Origin of the sequence: Streptomyces sp. NPDC060002, from assembly GCF_042737245.1 — a bacterium.
Classification (GTDB): domain Bacteria; phylum Actinomycetota; class Actinomycetes; order Streptomycetales; family Streptomycetaceae; genus Streptomyces.
On the sequence record NZ_JBHWUW010000044.1, the window covers coordinates 18,813 to 34,409 of the forward strand.

Annotated in this window: 11 protein-coding genes, 1 pseudogene and 1 riboswitch; of the genes and pseudogenes, 3 read left to right on the forward strand and 9 right to left on the reverse strand. The window is 73.3% G+C overall.

The genetic code is table 11. The features are described from left to right. The 8 genes and pseudogenes from cobO to ACFWBD_RS30470 form a co-directional block, all read right to left on the reverse strand. Entirely contained in the window at positions 1 to 600 is a 600-nt protein-coding gene (gene cobO, locus ACFWBD_RS30435) for a cob(I)yrinic acid a,c-diamide adenosyltransferase (protein WP_385673658.1), read from the reverse strand. Continuing rightward, positions 600 to 2,672, reverse strand: a complete 2,073-nt coding sequence (locus ACFWBD_RS30440) for a putative cobaltochelatase (RefSeq protein WP_385673661.1) — start codon at positions 2,670 to 2,672, stop codon at positions 600 to 602. Before ACFWBD_RS30440 ends, cobO begins: the two co-directional genes overlap by 1 nt. Then, positions 2,669 to 6,325 carry a cobaltochelatase subunit CobN gene (gene cobN / locus ACFWBD_RS30445; RefSeq protein WP_385673664.1) on the reverse strand — a complete coding sequence of 1,219 codons (3,657 nt, stop codon included), beginning with the start codon at positions 6,323 to 6,325 and terminating at the stop codon, positions 2,669 to 2,671. The genes ACFWBD_RS30440 and cobN overlap by 4 nt, the downstream gene beginning before the upstream one ends. Further along, the gene (locus ACFWBD_RS30450; RefSeq protein ID WP_385673667.1) at positions 6,322 to 7,866 is read right to left on the reverse strand and encodes a cobyric acid synthase; all 1,545 of its coding nucleotides are present in this window, start codon (positions 7,864 to 7,866) and stop codon (positions 6,322 to 6,324) included. The genes cobN and ACFWBD_RS30450 overlap by 4 nt, the downstream gene beginning before the upstream one ends. After that, positions 7,863 to 8,852, reverse strand: a complete 990-nt coding sequence (locus ACFWBD_RS30455; RefSeq protein ID WP_385673670.1) for a cobalamin biosynthesis protein — start codon at positions 8,850 to 8,852, stop codon at positions 7,863 to 7,865. The genes ACFWBD_RS30450 and ACFWBD_RS30455 overlap by 4 nt, the downstream gene beginning before the upstream one ends. A gap of 99 nt (positions 8,853 to 8,951) precedes the next feature. Further along, positions 8,952 to 9,104, reverse strand: a riboswitch (cobalamin riboswitch). Between the two features lie 120 nt (positions 9,105 to 9,224). After that, positions 9,225 to 9,446, reverse strand: coding sequence for a hypothetical protein (locus tag ACFWBD_RS30460; RefSeq protein WP_385673673.1), 222 nt, complete (start codon positions 9,444 to 9,446; stop codon positions 9,225 to 9,227). Between the two features lie 34 nt (positions 9,447 to 9,480). Continuing rightward, a complete protein-coding gene (locus tag ACFWBD_RS30465; protein ID WP_385673675.1) occupies positions 9,481 to 10,749 on the reverse strand; it encodes an anion permease in 1,269 nt (422 codons plus the stop codon). 153 nt (positions 10,750 to 10,902) lie between these two features. Further along, positions 10,903 to 11,349: pseudogene (locus tag ACFWBD_RS30470) on the reverse strand (GH25 family lysozyme); the annotation flags it as partial. A 35-nt stretch (positions 11,350 to 11,384) separates the two neighbouring features. Between ACFWBD_RS30470 and ACFWBD_RS30475 the strand changes: the two are divergent. The 3 genes from ACFWBD_RS30475 (at position 11,385) to ACFWBD_RS30485 (ending at position 15,035) form a co-directional block, all read left to right on the forward strand. Further along, positions 11,385 to 12,116: a class II aldolase/adducin family protein gene (locus tag ACFWBD_RS30475; RefSeq protein WP_385673678.1), complete on the forward strand. Its 732-nt coding sequence runs from the start codon at positions 11,385 to 11,387 to the stop codon at positions 12,114 to 12,116. Between the two features lie 63 nt (positions 12,117 to 12,179). Then, positions 12,180 to 13,316 (forward strand): alpha/beta hydrolase, encoded by a 1,137-nt coding sequence (locus ACFWBD_RS30480; protein ID WP_385673682.1) that lies wholly within the window; start codon positions 12,180 to 12,182, stop codon positions 13,314 to 13,316. A 279-nt stretch (positions 13,317 to 13,595) separates the two neighbouring features. Beyond that, on the forward strand, positions 13,596 to 15,035 hold the full coding sequence (locus ACFWBD_RS30485) for a hypothetical protein (protein ID WP_385673685.1): 1,440 nt from the start codon (positions 13,596 to 13,598) through the stop codon (positions 15,033 to 15,035). A gap of 55 nt (positions 15,036 to 15,090) precedes the next feature. On the opposite strand, the gene ACFWBD_RS30490 is transcribed toward ACFWBD_RS30485, so the two are convergent. Next, complete coding sequence (locus ACFWBD_RS30490; protein ID WP_385673688.1) at positions 15,091 to 15,504, reverse strand: VOC family protein; 414 nt, start codon at positions 15,502 to 15,504, stop codon at positions 15,091 to 15,093. Positions 15,505 to 15,597 lie beyond the last annotated feature (93 nt).

Here is a 15,597-nt window from a genome sequence, read left to right on the forward strand (position 1 = left end):
TCACCACTCGATACCCCGCTGCCCCTTCTGGCCCGCGTCCATCGGGTGCTTGACCTTGGACATGTCGGTGACGAGGTCGGCGAGGCCGACGAGCTTCTCCGGCGCGTTGCGCCCGGTGATCACGACATGCTGGGTGCCCGGCCGGTCCCGGAGCACGGAGACGACCTCGTCGACGTCGACCCATCCCCAGTGCATCGGATACGCGAACTCGTCGAGCACGTACAGCTTGTACGTCTCGGCGGCGAGATCCCGCTTGACCTGCTCCCAGCCTTCCCGGGCCTTCTCCTCGTTGTCCATCTGGGAGTCCCGCTGGACCCAGGACCACCCCTCGCCCATCTTGTGCCAGTCGACGGAACCGCCCTCCCCGGACGCTCCCAGCACGCGCAGCGCGTTCTCCTCGCCGACCTTCCACTTCGCCGACTTGACGAACTGGAACACCCCGATGGGCCACCCCTGGTTCCAGGCCCGCAGCGCCAGCCCGAAGGCGGCGGTGGACTTGCCCTTGCCGACTCCCGTGTGCACGACGACCAGCGGCCGGTTGCGTCGCTGACGCGTGGTCAGCCCGTCGTCCGGCACCACACTCGGCTGTCCCTGAGGCATTACGCGGCCCTCCTCGAAGTCCCCTGCACGTCCCTGACCAGCCCGGCGATGGAGTCCGCCCGCAACTCGTCCAGCGTCACGGCGGTACCCCCCAGCTCACCCGCGAGCTGCCCCGCGAGCCCCAGCCGGACGGGCCCCGACTCGCAGTCGACGACCACGGACGCGATCCCCTCGGCGGCGAACAGGCGTGCCGCCCGTCCGGCGAGAGCGACCGGTTCGGGGCCGCCGGTGGCCCGTCCGTCCGTCACCACGACGACCAGCGCCCGCCGCGCCGGATCCCGCAGCCGCTCGATCCGCAGCACGTCGTGCGCCTTGAGCAGCCCGGCGGCGAGCGGCGTCCGCCCGCCGGTGGGCAGCGACTCCAGCCGTACGGCGGCGGCGTCCACCGACGAGGTGGGCGGCAGCGCCAGGTCCGCGGTCGTCCCCCGGAAGCTGACGAGCCCCACCTTGTCGCGCCGCTGGTAGGCGTCGAGCAGCAGCGACAGCACGGCACCCTTCACCGCGCTCATCCGCTGCCGGGCCGCCATCGACCCGGACGCGTCGACGACGAACAGCACGAGGTTCCCCTCACGCCCCTCCCGGGTCGCCTGCCGCAGATCGTCCCGGCGGACGACGAGGCCGCGCCCGGACCTTCCCCGCTCCCGCTGGTGCGGTGCGGCGGCCATCACCGTCGCGGCCAGGTGCAGCTTGGTCAGCGTTCCCCGGGGCCGTCGCGCACCCGTCGTCCGCCCGTGCTCGGTCCGTGCCCGTGAGCGCCGTCCGGCGGCACCCTCACCGATCCCGGGCACGCTCAGCACCTTCGTGCGGAACGGCTCGGCGGCCCGTACGGCGGACTGCTCCGCGGCACCGGAACCGGCGGGCCGCGGCTCCCCGCCCTCCCCGCCTTCTCCGTTCTCCGTGCCTTCCGTGCTCTGTGTGCTTTGCGTGCTCTCGTCCGTCTCGGCCCGGGCGGCGGTGTCGTCGTCCCGCGGACCGTCGCCGTCGGACTGCGGCGGCTGCCCGCCGTCCCCGCCGCCGGGCCCGTCGGGGTCGGGGTCGGGGTCGGGATCCTTGTCGTCCGAGCCGCCGAACTCCTCCAGCGTCTCGTCCAGCTTGTCCTCGTCGAGGCCCGGCGCGTCGAAGGGGTTGCGGCGCCGGCGGTGCGGCAGCGCCAGCAGCGCGGCCTGCCGCACGTCCTCCGCGAGCACGTCCGTCCGCCCGGCCCAGGCGGCCAGCGCCGTGGCCGTCCGCGCCATCACGATGTCGGCCCGCATGCCGTCCACCTCGAAGGCGGCACAGGTCGCCGCGATCTGCCGCAGCGCCCCGTCGCCCAGCCGCACCGACGGCAACAGCTTCCGCGCCGCCACGATCCGCCCGCGTACGGCGCTCTCCTCGTCCGCCCACCGCTCGGCGAAACCGGCCGGATCGTCGTCGTGGGCGAGCCTGCGCCGTACGACCTCCACCCGCTGGTCGGGATCGCGCGAGGCGGCCACCTCCACCGTCAGCCCGAACCGGTCGAGCAACTGCGGCCGCAGCTCGCCCTCCTCGGGGTTCATCGTCCCGACGAGCAGGAACCGCGCGGCGTGGCGCACGGAGACGCCCTCGCGCTCCACGTACGAGGCACCCATCGCGGCCGCGTCGAGCAGCAGGTCGACGAGGTGGTCGTGGAGGAGGTTGACCTCGTCGACGTACAGGATCCCGCGGTGCGCGCCGGCGAGGAGCCCCGGCTCGAAGGCCTTGACGCCCTCGGCGAGCGCCCGCTCGATGTCGAGGGCGCCGACCAGCCGGTCCTCCGAGGCGCCGACGGGCAGCTCGACCATCCGGGCCGGCCGGGTCTCGAAGGCCCCCGGCTCGTGCGGCCCGTCCGGGCAGGCGGGGTCGGGGGAGTCGGGGTCGCAGGAGAACCGGCAGCCGCAGACCACGTCGAGGCTGGGCATGAGCGCCGCGAGGGCGCGGACCGCCGTGGACTTGGCGGTGCCCTTCTCACCACGGACCAGCACACCGCCCACCGCCGGCGAGACGGCGTTCAGCAGCAGCGCGAGCCGCAGGTCGTCCTGGCCGACGACGGCCGTGAACGGGAATGGGGTACTCACTTCTCGTCGCCCTCCAGGTCGCCTTCCAGCTCCAGGTAGGTGGCGCGCAGCCGCTCGATCGTGTCGGCGTCCGGCTCGGCCCACAGCCCGCGGTCGGCGGCTTCGAGGAGCCGCTCGGTGATGCCCCGCAGGGCCCACGGGTTGGACTTCTTCATGAAGTCCCGGTTCTCCGCGTCGAAGACGTACTCGGCGCTGAGTTTCTCGTACATCCAGTCGTCGACGACTCCGGCGGTGGCGTCGTACCCGAAGAGGTAGTCGACGGTCGCCGCCATCTCGAAGGCGCCCTTGTAGCCGTGCCGGCGCATGGCCGCCATCCAGCGCGGGTTGACCACCCGGGCCCGGAAGACCCGGTGCGTCTCCTCGCCCAGCGTGCGCGTCTTCACCTGGTCCGGTGTCGCCGAATCACCCACGTACGCCTCGGGGTTGGCGCCCGTCAGGTGCCGCACCATGGCGACCATGCCGCCGTGGTACTGGAAGTAGTCGTCGGCGTCGACGAGGTCGTGCTCGCGCGTGTCCACGTTCTTGGCCGCGACGGCGATCCGCTTGAACGCCGTCTCCATGTCCCCGCGCGCCGCCCGCCCGTCGAGCCCGCGTCCGTAGGCGTAGCCGCCCCAGACGGCGTACACCTCGGCGAGGTCCGCGTCCGAGCGCCAGTTGCGGGCGTCGATCAGCGGCAGCAGCCCCGCCCCGTAGGCCCCCGGCTTGGAGCCGAAGATACGGGCCGTCGCGCGTCGCCGGTCGCCGTGCGACGCGGAGTCCTCGTCCACGTGGGCGCGCACGAAGTTGGACTCGGCGGGCTCGGCCAGCTCGGCCACCGCCCGCACCGCGTCGTCGATCAGCCCCACCACGTGCGGGAACGCGTCCCGGAAGAACCCGGAGATACGGACGGTCACGTCGATGCGCGGCCGGCCAAGCTCGTCCAGGGGCACGATCTCGAAGCCCGTCACCCGGCGCGAGGCGTCGTCCCACACCGGACGGCAGCCGAGCAGCGCCAGGATCTCGGCGATGTCGTCGCCCTGGGTGCGCATCGCGGACGTGCCCCACACCGTGAGGCCGACGGACTTCGGGTACTCGCCCGTGTCCTGGAGGTACCGCTGCACGAGGGAGTCCGCGAGAGCCTGCCCGACCTCCCAACTCAGCCTGGAGGGAATGGCCTTGGGGTCGACCGAGTAGAAGTTGCGCCCGGTCGGCAGGACGTTGACCAGGCCGCGCGTCGGAGAGCCCGACGGGCCGGCCGGGACGTAACCGCCGTCCAGCGCCTTGAGGATGTGCCCGATCTCGTCGGTGGTCCTCGCGAGTCGCGGTACGACCTCCGCGCACGCGAACTCCAGCACCGCGACGGCGTCCGGGAGTTCGGTGCCCAGGACCTCACGCACGAGGGCCCGGCTCCCGGCGGCCTCCCACCCGCGCTCCTCCGCGCCCTCCGCGATCCGCCGGCACAGCTGCTCCAGCAGGTCGATGGCGTCGGCGGCGGTACGGGAGGGGCCGTCGACGAGGTCCGACAGCTCGACCGGCACCTTCACCGGCGCACCCGGCTCGGCGAGCAACTCCTTCTCGACCAGCCCGAAACGGTCGGCCAGCGCCGCCCGCAGCCCCGGCAGCGCGTTCGCCTGCCCGCCCCACACCTGTGAGGCGCGCAGCACGGCCAGCACGAGGTTCACCCGCGCCTCGCCGACCGGACCGCCGCCGAGGATGTGCAGCCCGTCCCTGATCTGCACGTCCTTGATCTCGCACAGATAGCCGTCGATGTGCATGACGAACGAGTCGAAGTCGTCGTCGCCCGGCTGCTCGTCCACGTGCAGGTCGTTGTGCAGCTCCGCAGCCTTGACCAGCGTCCAGATCTGCGCGCGCACGGCCGGCGCCTTCGTCGGATCCAGGTCGGAGACGAGCGCGTACTCGTCGAGGAGCTGCTCCAGCTTGGCCAGGTCGCCGTAGGTGTCGGCGCGCGCCATCGGCGGCACGAGGTGGTCGACGACGGTGGCGTGCCCGCGCCGCTTGGCCTGGGTGCCCTCACCGGGGTCGTTGACGATGAACGGGTAGACGAGCGGCAGATCCCCGAGGACCGCGTCCGGGGCACAGCCCCCGCTCAGCCCGAGCCCCTTGCCCGGCAGCCACTCCATCGTGCCGTGCTTGCCCATGTGCACGATCGCGTCGGCGCCGAAACTGTTCTCCAGCCACCGGTAGGCCGCCATGTAGTGGTGCGACGGCGGCATGTCGGGGTCGTGGTAGATCGCGATCGGGTTCTCGCCGAATCCGCGCGGCGGCTGGATCATCACGACGACGTTCCCGAACTGGAGGGAGGCCAGCACGACGTCGTCCCCGTCGACGTACAGCGAGCCCGGCGGCTCGCCCCACGCCTGGAGCATGCCGTCGCGCAGTCCCGGGTCGAGCTTGTCGAACCACGCCCGGTAGTCGGCCAGCGGCACCCGGGCGGGCGCTGCGGCCAGCTGCTCCTCGGTGAGCCATTCGACGTCGTGGCCACCGGCGTTGATGAGCCGGTGGATCAGCTCGTCGCCGTTGTCCGGATGCCCCGTGACGCCGTACCCGGCGTCCCGCAGCGCGTCGAGCACCCGGATGGCGGAGGCGGGGGTGTCGAGGCCGACCGCGTTGCCGACCCGCGAGTGCTTGGTCGGGTAGGCGGTGAAGACCAGTGCGAGCTTCTTGTCGCTGTTCGGCTTGTGCCGCAACCGGGCGTGCCGTACGGCGATTCCGGCGACGCGTCCGGCCCGCTCGGGATCGGCGATGTACACCGGCACGTCGTCCGGGCCCTGCTCCTTGAAGGAGAAGGGAACGGTGATGATCCGCCCGTCGAACTCCGGGATGGCGACCTGCATCGCCGCGTCCATGGGGGAGAGGGCGGCGTCGGACGCCTCCCAGACGCTCTTCGACGAGGTGAGGCAGAGTCCTTGCAGCACGGGGACGTCGAGTTCGGCGAGCGCGCCGATGTCCCAGGCCTCCTCGTCCCCGCCCGCCGAGGCCTGCGAGGCGTGCGTGCCGCCGGCGGCGAGGACCGTGGCGACGAGGGTGTCGGTGCGTCCGAGGATCTCGTACAGCCCCGGGTCCGCCCCGCGCAGCGAACCGCAGTACACGGGCAGGGCGTTGGCGCCCCGTGCCTCGACGGCGTCGCACAGCGTGTCCACGAAGGCGGTGTTGCCGCTCAGCTCGTGCGCCCGGTAGAAGAGCACCCCGATGGTCGGCCGCCCCTCGACGAAGACACGCTCGCCGTGGACGCCGTACTCGGGCATCTTCTGCGGCTCGACGAAACCCTCACCGGTCAGCAGCACGGTGTCGGAGAGGAACCGGGCCAGCTCGGTCAGGTTGTCCGGGCCGCCCTCGACGAGATACCGCAGCGCCTCCGCCACCACACCGGCCGGCACCGACGACTCGGCCATCAACTCCGCGTCGGGCACGGCCTCGCCGCCCAGCAGCACGGTCGGCACGCCGGACGCCCTGAGCGCGGCGAGCCCGTCCTCCCAGGCACGCTTCCCGCCGAGCAGCCGGACGACCGCGATGTCGGCGCCGTCGAGGAGCGCGGGGAGTTCCCCGGCGACGTCCACCCGGGTCGGGTTGCCGATCCGGTACGAGGCACCGGAAGCGGCCCGGGCCGCCAGCAGATCGGTGTCGGCGGTCGACAACAACAACACTGTGCTCATGCGGGCGCTCCCGGTGGAATGAAAGGCAGTCCTTGCGGCGCGCCCGACTCGATGAGCCGCCAGAGCGCGTCGGTGTCCGCGTGCTGTTCGATCAGGTCGCCGAGCCGGTCGAGCTGCTCCTCGCGCAGCCCGGCGAACGAGGTGTCGGCGGCGGGCACGAAACGACGGCCCGCGGCGGCCGCCACCTCGCGCAGGAAGGCCCGCCGGAATCCGTCGGACTCCAGTGAGCCGTGCCAGTGCGTGCCCCAGGTCTGGCCGACCCGGCAGCCGTCGAGGCTGTGCCCCTCGTCATCGGAGATGAACGGCTCCCCGCCGGTGACGTCGGCGACCCCGTGATGGATCTCGTACCCCTCGACCCGCTCGCCGAGGGCTTCCCCGACCGGCCGGGTGAGGGTCTTCTCGCGGGCGAACCGAACCCGGACGGGAAGGACTCCGAGCCCCTCCACGTGTCCGAGCCGGCTCTCGACCTCGTCCTCGATGTGTTCGCCGAGGATCTGGAAACCCCCGCAGACACCGAGGACGGGCCGCCGCTCGGCGGCCCTGCGGAGGATGGCCTGCGCGAGCCCCCGCTCCCGCAGCCACTCCAGGGCGCGCACGGTCCCCCGGGTCCCCGGAATCACCACCAGGTCGGCGTCGGCCAGTTCCTCGGGCCGGTCCACGAACCGCACGACGACGCCGGGTTCGGCGGCCAGCGCGTCCACGTCCGTGAAGTTGGACATGAGGGGGACGGCGCAGACGGCGACCCGCAGCACGTCCTCGCCGACGGGCGGGGCGGTGTTCGACTCCCGCACGGTTCCCCGCAGCGAGACCCTCAGCCCGTCCTCCTCGTCGATCCCGAGCCCGTGCCGGAACGGCAGCACGCCGTACGTCCGCCGCCCGGTGAGCCCGTGCAGCATGTCCAGGCCCGGCTCCAGCAGGGAGACGTCCCCCCGGAACTTGTTGACCAGGAACCCGGCGACCAGCTCCTGGTCCTCGGGCGAGAGCAGGGCGACGGTGCCGAAGAAGGAGGCGAAGACGCCGCCGCGGTCGATGTCGCCGACGACGAGCACGGGCAGCCGCGCGCCCCGCGCGATCCCCATGTTCACGATGTCGGTCCGCCGCAGATTGATCTCGGCCGGACTGCCCGCCCCCTCACAGATCACCGCGTCATACGTGCCCCGCAACTCGGCGAGGCAGTCGAGAACGGTTCCGAGGAGTTTCTGCTGCCGTCCCCCGTGATACCCACGGGCGCTCATCTCGCCCACCGGCTTCCCGAGCAGCACGACCTGGCTGCTCTGTTCACCGCCCGGCTTGAGCAGCACGGGGTTCATCAGCGTGGTCGGCTCCACCCGGCAGGCCTGGGCCTGCATGGCCTGCGCCCGCCCGATCTCGGCGCCCTCCGTCGTCACGAACGAGTTGAGGGACATGTTCTGCGCCTTGAAGGGCGCGACCTTCACCCCCTGCCGCACCAGCCACCGGCAGATCCCGGCCGTGACGACGCTCTTGCCGGCGTCGGAGGTGGTGCCGGCGACGAGGAGTCCCCCGCCCAGACCCCCGCTCATGTCGTACGCCCCTTCGGCTGGTTGCTCCGGTTGCTCTGGTTCCACGCGACGACGCTCGTGGCGACGACGCGCGCGGCGACGGTCACGCCGAGCGCGAGCAGAGCGACGCGGCGGGAGAGCCACGCGGCACGTTCGATGTCCCGGGCGACGACGGGCCGCCCGGCCGCGCCGTTCAGCACGGGCCGGTGCTCGACCCGGCCGGCGTACGACAGGGTCCCGCCCAGCCGCACCCCGAGGGCGCCCGCGAACGACGCCTCCACCGGACCGGCGTTGGGGCTCGGATGCTTGCGGGCGTCGGCCCGCCAGGCCCGCAGGGCGCCCCGGGGATCGTCCCCCGCGACGGCGGCGAGGACGGCGGTCAGCCGGGCTCCCGGCCATCCGGCGACGTCGTCGAGGCGGGCGGCGGCCCAGCCGTACCGCAGATACCTCGGCGACCGGTGACCGACCATGGCGTCCAGGGTGTTGACGGCCCGGAACCCGACCAGGCCCGGCACCCCGCCCACGGCCCCCCACACGAGCGCCCCCACGACGGCGTCGGAGGTGTTCTCGGCGACGGACTCCACGACGGCCCGGGCGATCCCGTCGGCGTCCAGTGCGTGCGGATCCCGCCCGCACAGACGCGGCAGCCGCTCCCGGGCGGCCTCGACGTCCCCCGCTTCGAGCGCCCGCCCGATGGCCCGGGCCTCCCGGACCAGGGAACTGCCCCCGACCACGGCCCAGGTGGCGGCGGAGACCAGAGCGACGGAAGCGGCGGGGGAACGGCGTACGGCCTGCTCGGCGACGGCTCCCAGGGCCACGGCCCCGCCCGCGCACACGACGGCGTGGAGGGCGCCCTGTCCTCGGTGGTCCCGCCACAGCAGTCGCTCGACGGCACCGGCGACCCGCCCGAACGCGGCGACCGGATGCCCCCGGCGTGGATCGCCGAGCAGCAGGTCGCCCAGAAGGCCGGTGGCGGCGCCGTACGCGTAGAGGCGATCGGCACGCATCGGCTCAGCCGGCCGTGGGGTCGGGGAGCGACCTGGTGCTGTACCTCAACGGCCGAGCGAGCATGGCGATATGTCCTCACTCAGGGTGTCCACGCCCTGGTTCGACGAGACCGGCGGCGAGAGTTCCTGGCTCCCGGGGGTTTCTACCCCGGTGACAGTGGCGGGACCGCGCCGGATTCGCACCGGCTTCCTCTTCTGCCGCCGTACATGGCTCGGGCAGTCCACCACGGCCCGCAGGACCCGTCAACTTGCTGTTGACCTGCGAGGCTGGAGTGTGCAGAACCCCACACAGGGCCGGTCGGCGATGCCACGAACGCCAAGGGGTGCGGGACGGTGATCCGTCCCGCACCCCAGGGGTGTTCGGATGGTGCGTCAGGCGACGATCAGTGAGATCCCGTACGCCACCGCCGCCGCGCAGGCCGCGAAGCACGCGTACGCGCCGGTCACCGCGAGGGTGGCCGAGTCGCCCTGCGCCGACGCGCGTTCCTGCCGCGACAGGCCCATGATTCCGAGGGTGAACAGGGCGACGAGGCCTACGGTGATCACGAGGCTGACGCCGAACACGGAGCCCAGGGCTGCCCAGTCGATCTTCATGCTGCTTCTCTTCCTTCGTGCCGGGTGCGCGGGCTCAGACGGCCGCGGCCGGGGGAGCGGCGGGGGTCGCGGGCTCTGCGGCCGGGCCGGGGATCGTGGCCGTCAGGTCCGTCGTGCGGCCGGCCGTGAGGTCCTCGGCCAGGGTGCCCGTGGGCGGCGGGGTGACGGCGGCGATCGCCGTCGTGACGACGCCCGCGGGCTCCTCGGGCTCGTTGACGTTCGAGGCGTCGACGACCTCGCGCCGGGAGACCTTCCAGATGGCCGCGCTGGAGGCGATCAGGAAGACCGCGACGACGGCCGTGCCCCAGTCGCCCAGGCCGGTGACGGCCTCGGCGAGCGCGCCCACCAGGGCCGCGGCCGGGAGCGTCAGGCCCCACGCGACGAACATCCGGGTCGCCGTCGACCAGCGGACCACACCGCCCTTGCGGCCCAGTCCCGCGCCCATCACCGCACCGGAGACCGAGTGGGTGGTGGAGAGGGAGAAGCCGAGGTGGGAGGAGGCCAGGATGACCGTGGCCGCGCTGGTCTGGGCGGCGAAGCCCTGCTGCGGCTGGAGGTCGGTCAGGCCCTTGCCCATGGTGCGGATGATCCGCCAGCCGCCGAGGTAGGTGCCGAGCGCGATGGCCAGGCCGGCGGAGAGGATGACCCAGGTGGGCGGGTCGGAGTCGGGGGCCACGGCACCGCCGGCCACCAGGGCCAGGGTGATGATGCCCATCGTCTTCTGCGCGTCGTTGGTGCCATGGGCGAGGGAGACCAGGCCGGCCGAGGCGATCTGGCCCGCGCGGTAGCCCTTGGCCGCGGCCTTGCCGTCGGCCTTCTTGCCGAGGGTGTAGGAGAGGCGGGTCGCGAGCATCGCGGCGACGCCCGCGACGATCGGTGCCGCGATCGCCGGGATCAGCACCTTGGTGACCAGGGCGTCACCGTGCACCGCGCCCATGCCGGCGGAGGCGATGGTGGCGCCGATCAGACCGCCCATCAGTGCGTGCGAGGAACTGGAGGGCAGGCCCACCAGCCAGGTCAGGAGGTTCCAGAGGATCGCGCCGACCAGGGCGGCGAAGATGACCTCGGGACGGATGCCGGTCTCGTCGACGAGACCCTTGGAGATCGTGTTGGCGACCTCCACCGAGAGGAAAGCTCCCACAAGGTTGAGCGCGGCGGACATGGCCACCGCAACCTTGGGCTTGAGTGCACCGGTCGAGATGGTGGTGGCCATCGCGTTGGCGGTGTCGTGGAAACCGTTCGTGAAATCGAACGCGAGTGCGGTGACGACCACAATCGCGAGGATCAGCGAGAAGTTTTCCATTTACCCAGGCAATCGTTCGAAGTCATTGGCGCGTTGACCGTAAGCAATCTGGGTGAACGGAAGATGAACTGGGCAGGGCTTCCGGGTGTCTGTGTGAGGGGGTCGGGGCGGCGTCCCGTCGCGGCGCGGGGGCGGGTCCCAAGCGCCGTACGGTCACCCGTCCTCGGCGAACCTGCGCAGCTGCGTCTCGGAGCCGTGGAAGAGATTCTGGTCACCCGGCAGGCTGCCGCTGTCGGCGTACTGCCAGAAGGTCCACGTCGGCCATCCGGCGGGCGGTGTTCCGGCGTCGGACGGCCGGTAGCGTGCGATCCACAGGGCGTGATCCGCGGCGAAGGCGCCGCTGCCGCCCGTGCAGAGATTCCACCAGCGGGTCGTCGTGCGGATCACCGGGCGACGGCCGGTGATCCGGTGCACCTCGTCGCTGAAGGCCCTGATCCAGGCGACCGTCGCGGCCTTGGTCAGGCCGTGGCACCGGCGCCCTGTCTCGTAGGGGTTGTGCTCGACGTCGAGGGCGGGCGGCAGGGTCCGGCCGTCGGCGCTCCGGCCGCCGCCATTGCGTACGAAATGGGCGGCCTGCTCCTCTGCAGTGCCCGCGCCCGGCGGCGGCCTCCGGTGGCTCCTGGCAGGATCGCGGCATGGCTGAGCAGCGACGCGAGCAGGGGGACGTCCGGGACCACCGGGACGGCGTACAGGACATGGCGGAGCGGCGGGGGAGGCATGCCGTCCTCGAGGAGGCGCGGGCCTGGGAGGCGCTCGTGACGACGGCCCGCCGCACCGTGACCGACGGGCTGGTCGTCGGCACCTCCGGCAACGTCTCCGTACGCGTCGGCGACACCGTGCTGGTCACACCGTCGGGCGTGCCCTACGAGCGGCTCACCCCCGACGACGTCACGGGCGTCGACCTCGCCGGCCGGCAGGTGCTCGGCACCCTGCGCCCGACGAGCGAGCTGCCCATGCACCTCGCCGTCTACCGCACCACGGACGCCGGGGCGGTCGTCCACACCCACGCCGTGCACGCGACCGCAGTCTCGACCCTCGTCACCGAGCTTCCCCGCGTCCACTACATGGCGGGCGCGCTCGGCGGACCCGTCCGGGTCGCCGCCTATGCGACTTACGGCACCGAGGAGTTGGCCGAGAACATGCTCGGCGCCCTCGTCGACCGAAGCGGCTGTCTCCTCCAGAACCACGGCACCCTCACCCACGGCGCCACCCTCGACCAGGCCTACGACCGTACGGCCCAACTGGAGTGGATGTGCCGCCTGTGGCTCACGGCCTCGTCCGTTCCCGGCCTGAACCCGGCGCTCCTGACGGAGGAACAGGTCGCGGAGGCGGGCGAGCGACTGCGTGGGTACGGGCAGCGGGAGTGACCCGCCGTCCCCCGACCGGCTCCACCACTGGCCGGGAGGGAGGCGGGCCAGGACACTGGACGGGTGCGCACTGTCAAAGCGACGGCCGCCGCCGTCACCGCAGCCCTGGCCGCCGGCGCCGCCAGTGTCGCCGCCGGCCGGCTGGCCAGCGACGCCGCTCTGAAGGCGCCGCCCGGCCGGCCCCTGCCCACCGAACCCCGGCTCACCGTGCACGGCACGGCCGCCGGCCGGATCACCCTCACCCGTGATCTGGCCGCGCTGCGCCCCGGCACCTACGGCCTCGCCGGCAACGGCTCCCACGCGGTCGTGGGTCCCGTCCTGCCCACCGCCCCGCACTCCGCCGACACCGTCGTACGCCGACTGGAGCGGGTCACCCACGGCAGCCTGAGCCCCGGCGACGCGGTCTGGCTCACCCCCAATCTCCATGTCGGCAACCCGAGCAGTGCCCTCGGTCTCGACCACGCCGACATCGACGTCCCCGGCGAACTGGGCAACCTGCCCGCCTGGTTCGTGCCCGGCCCGCGCCGCACCTGGGTGATCGCCGTGCACGGTCTGGGCACCACCCGGGAACACGCCCTGAACCTCATGGGCTTCCTGCACCGCCGCCGCTTCCCCGTCCTCGCCCTCGCCCATCGCGGTGACCTCGGCGCGCCCCGCTCCCCGGACGGCCTGAACCACCTCGGCGAGACCGAGTGGCGCGACCTGGACGCGGCGATGCGGTACGCCGTGCGCTACGGCGCCGAACGCGTCGTCCTCATCGGCTGGTCCACCGGCGCGACCATGGCCCTGAGGGCCGCCGCCGACTCGGGGCTGCGCGACCTCGTCTCCGGGCTGGTGCTGGACTCCCCGGTCCTCGACTGGCGGACGACGGTGCGCGCCCTCGCCGCCGCCCGGCGCACCCCGGGCGTGCTGCTGCCGCTCGCCGTCCGTGCCGCCGAGGGCCGCACCGGGCTGCACGCCGGCCACGGCGGCCACGGGGACGCGGCCGCCGATCCGGACCGGCTGAGGGTCCCGACCCTCGTCCTGCACGGCCCCGACGACACCGTCGCCCCCTGGGGCGCCTCCCGCCGCCTCGCGGCCCTGCGCCCCGAGCTGGTCACCCTGCACACCGTCCCGCACGCCCCGCACGGCGCCATGTGGAACCCCGACCCCGCGGCCTACGAGGAGGCCCTGCGCCGCTTTCTGACGCCGCTGATGTGACCCACTGACGTGACCGCTGGTGTGACCCACTGACGTGACCCGCTGACGGACCCGCTGACAGGACCCGCTGACGGACCCGCTGACAGGACCCGCTGACAGGACCCGCGCGGTGCGCCCCGACAGGGCGGCCGGACCGGTGCCGCTGGTTCCGTTTAAGCCCGTACCACTGGCCTGAAGGCGCCTCCCCGCCCGTCACGGAACCCCGTGCCTTGGCCAGTCCCATAGCCTGCCGTGACATTCCGTTTGGGTTTTCGGACCGTCAACCGGAAGACTGCACCCGTGACGTCCCGTATCCCGCGCGACTCCAGGCTTCGACTCGTCCGCCCGCGACCCCTGGCCGCCGCCCCCTCAGCTGTGAACGAGCGGCGCCCGCGCCGCCCCGCACCCCGCCCGCCGGAGGGCACCCCGGCCCCCGCGGAGCTGGCCAGAATGGCGCGCTCCGGACTGGCCGCCGCGGCCCGGGTCGCCCGCTGGGCCGACAACGCCCTCGGCCCCGGCCGAGACGCCGCCACGACCGACGGCAAGGCCACCCTCTCCGACGCGACCGCCGAACGGGCCGCCAGTGATCTGGGCCTGACCACGGACCGGATCCGCGCCGACTGGGACACCGCCCGCCTGGCCGGCCTCGTCGAGGTGCACGGCGACAGCGCCCGTCCCGGCTGGCGGCTGCGCGCCTGGAACCGCGACGACAGCGCCGTCCTGCGCGGCTGGGTCGCCCTGTTCGACGCCTGGTCGCTGGCCTCCCCGGAACCCGGGGACCAGGAGCCCGCCGCCGTCGCCGAGGTCGTCTCGGCCATGCCCCAGGTGCTCTCCTTCCTCCAGCTCTCCGCCGGACCCGTCCCCGTGGACCAGCTCCTGGACCTGCTGCGCCAGCGGGTCACCGAACTGCGCACCGAGCGCTGCGAGGTGCCCTACGGCGCCGGCTCGGAACCCCCGACCCCCATCGCCCCCGTCCTCCTCTCCGCCGACGCCGACCCGGCGGAGCCCGCGCAGGACGCCGAACTCGCCCCGCTCCTCGACTGGTCCCTGCACGCCCTCGCCGCCGTGGGCGCCCTGACCTGCGGAGCCGGCCAGGCCACGCTCACGCCGCTGGGCAGCTGGGCGGTCTGGGTCAAGCTGGAGCAGATCTGCGTCGCCGCGCAGAGCCCCGCCGGCAACATCGAGCAGTCGGCCGAGGCGATGCTCCGCGGCTGCGCCCAGCTGCGCCCGAACGCGGCCCGCGCCGAGTACCGCGCCTGGCTCGCCGCCCGGACCGTCGGCAGCGCCGTCGCCGAGCTGCTGTTCGCCGCCCGGGGCGACGACGCCCTGCTGCGCGGCCTCGCCTTCGAGGCGCTGCGCGTCGTCGGCGCCCCCGCCGAGCCCGACGTCCGCGCGGTCGTCGACGAACCGGCCCTGCGGCCGTACGCGCTGCTGTGGCTCGCCGAGCACGACGGCGTCGACCCGGAGGACGCCCACGAGGTGCTCACCCGGCAGGAGGCCACCTGGCTGTGGGTCGACACCGCAGCGGCCGTCGCCGACCACGGGGAGGCGCCGATGCTCGTACGTCACCTGGAGTCCGCGCTCCAGCCGACCGTCCCGGCCCTGCTGACCGAGGTGCGCGCCGTCGGGCATCCGCGCACCGTGCAGGTGCTGGTGGCGCTCGCCGCCGCGCACCCCGACCCGGCGCTGGCCAAGGCCGTCCGCCGGGCCGCCTTCCAGGTGCACACCGGGGGCAGCTGAACGAGTCCGGCACGGGCTCCGCGCGGGCCGGACTCCGAAGGTTCCGCCGGGGCCCTCAGCCCTGTGTCTCGGGCGCGTACGTGCCGAAGCTCCAGAGGTTGCCCTCGAGATCGCGGGCCATGTAGTCCCGGGAGCCGTAGTCCTGGTCCGTCGGGGGCATCAGGATCTCCGCGCCGTGCTCCACGGCCCGCCGGTGGTGTGCGTCGACGTCGTCCACCACGACGTACACCCCGGTCGGGCCCGCGTCCTTCATCGCCGTGTCGAAGACCCCGCCGCGCCCCTTCGAGCCGAGCATCACCGCGCCGTTGCCCTGCACCAGCTCGGCGTGCATGACCGAGCCGTCCTCGCCCTCGTAGACGGACAGCTCCGTGAACCCCAGGGCCTCCGTGAGCTGCCGGATCGCCGCCTTCGCGTCGGTGTACAGCACCGTCGGATAGATGCTGGGCCGCCCACTGCTCGTGCCTGCCATACCGATCACTCCCTTGTGATCCATGCCGGATTCGTCACCCGCTGCCCAGTCTGGCACCCGCCACTGACAACGCCCCCGGGAGGAAGATCCGGC

What these genes read in the sequence shown, in the direction of transcription:
- cobO (WP_385673658.1), bottom strand. Translation starts at nt 600, where the DNA reads ATGCCTCAGGGACAGCCGAGTGTGGTGCCGGACGACGGGCTGACCACG.
- cobN (WP_385673664.1), bottom strand. Translation starts at nt 6,325, where the DNA reads ATGAGCACAGTGTTGTTGTTGTCGACCGCCGACACCGATCTGCTGGCG.
- ACFWBD_RS30475 (WP_385673678.1), top strand. Translation starts at nt 11,385, where the DNA reads ATGGCTGAGCAGCGACGCGAGCAGGGGGACGTCCGGGACCACCGGGAC.
- ACFWBD_RS30450 (WP_385673667.1), bottom strand. Translation starts at nt 7,866, where the DNA reads ATGAGCGGGGGTCTGGGCGGGGGACTCCTCGTCGCCGGCACCACCTCC.
- ACFWBD_RS30490 (WP_385673688.1), bottom strand. Translation starts at nt 15,504, where the DNA reads ATGGCAGGCACGAGCAGTGGGCGGCCCAGCATCTATCCGACGGTGCTG.
- ACFWBD_RS30465 (WP_385673675.1), bottom strand. Translation starts at nt 10,749, where the DNA reads ATGGAAAACTTCTCGCTGATCCTCGCGATTGTGGTCGTCACCGCACTC.
- ACFWBD_RS30455 (WP_385673670.1), bottom strand. Translation starts at nt 8,852, where the DNA reads ATGCGTGCCGATCGCCTCTACGCGTACGGCGCCGCCACCGGCCTTCTG.
- ACFWBD_RS30460 (WP_385673673.1), bottom strand. Translation starts at nt 9,446, where the DNA reads ATGAAGATCGACTGGGCAGCCCTGGGCTCCGTGTTCGGCGTCAGCCTC.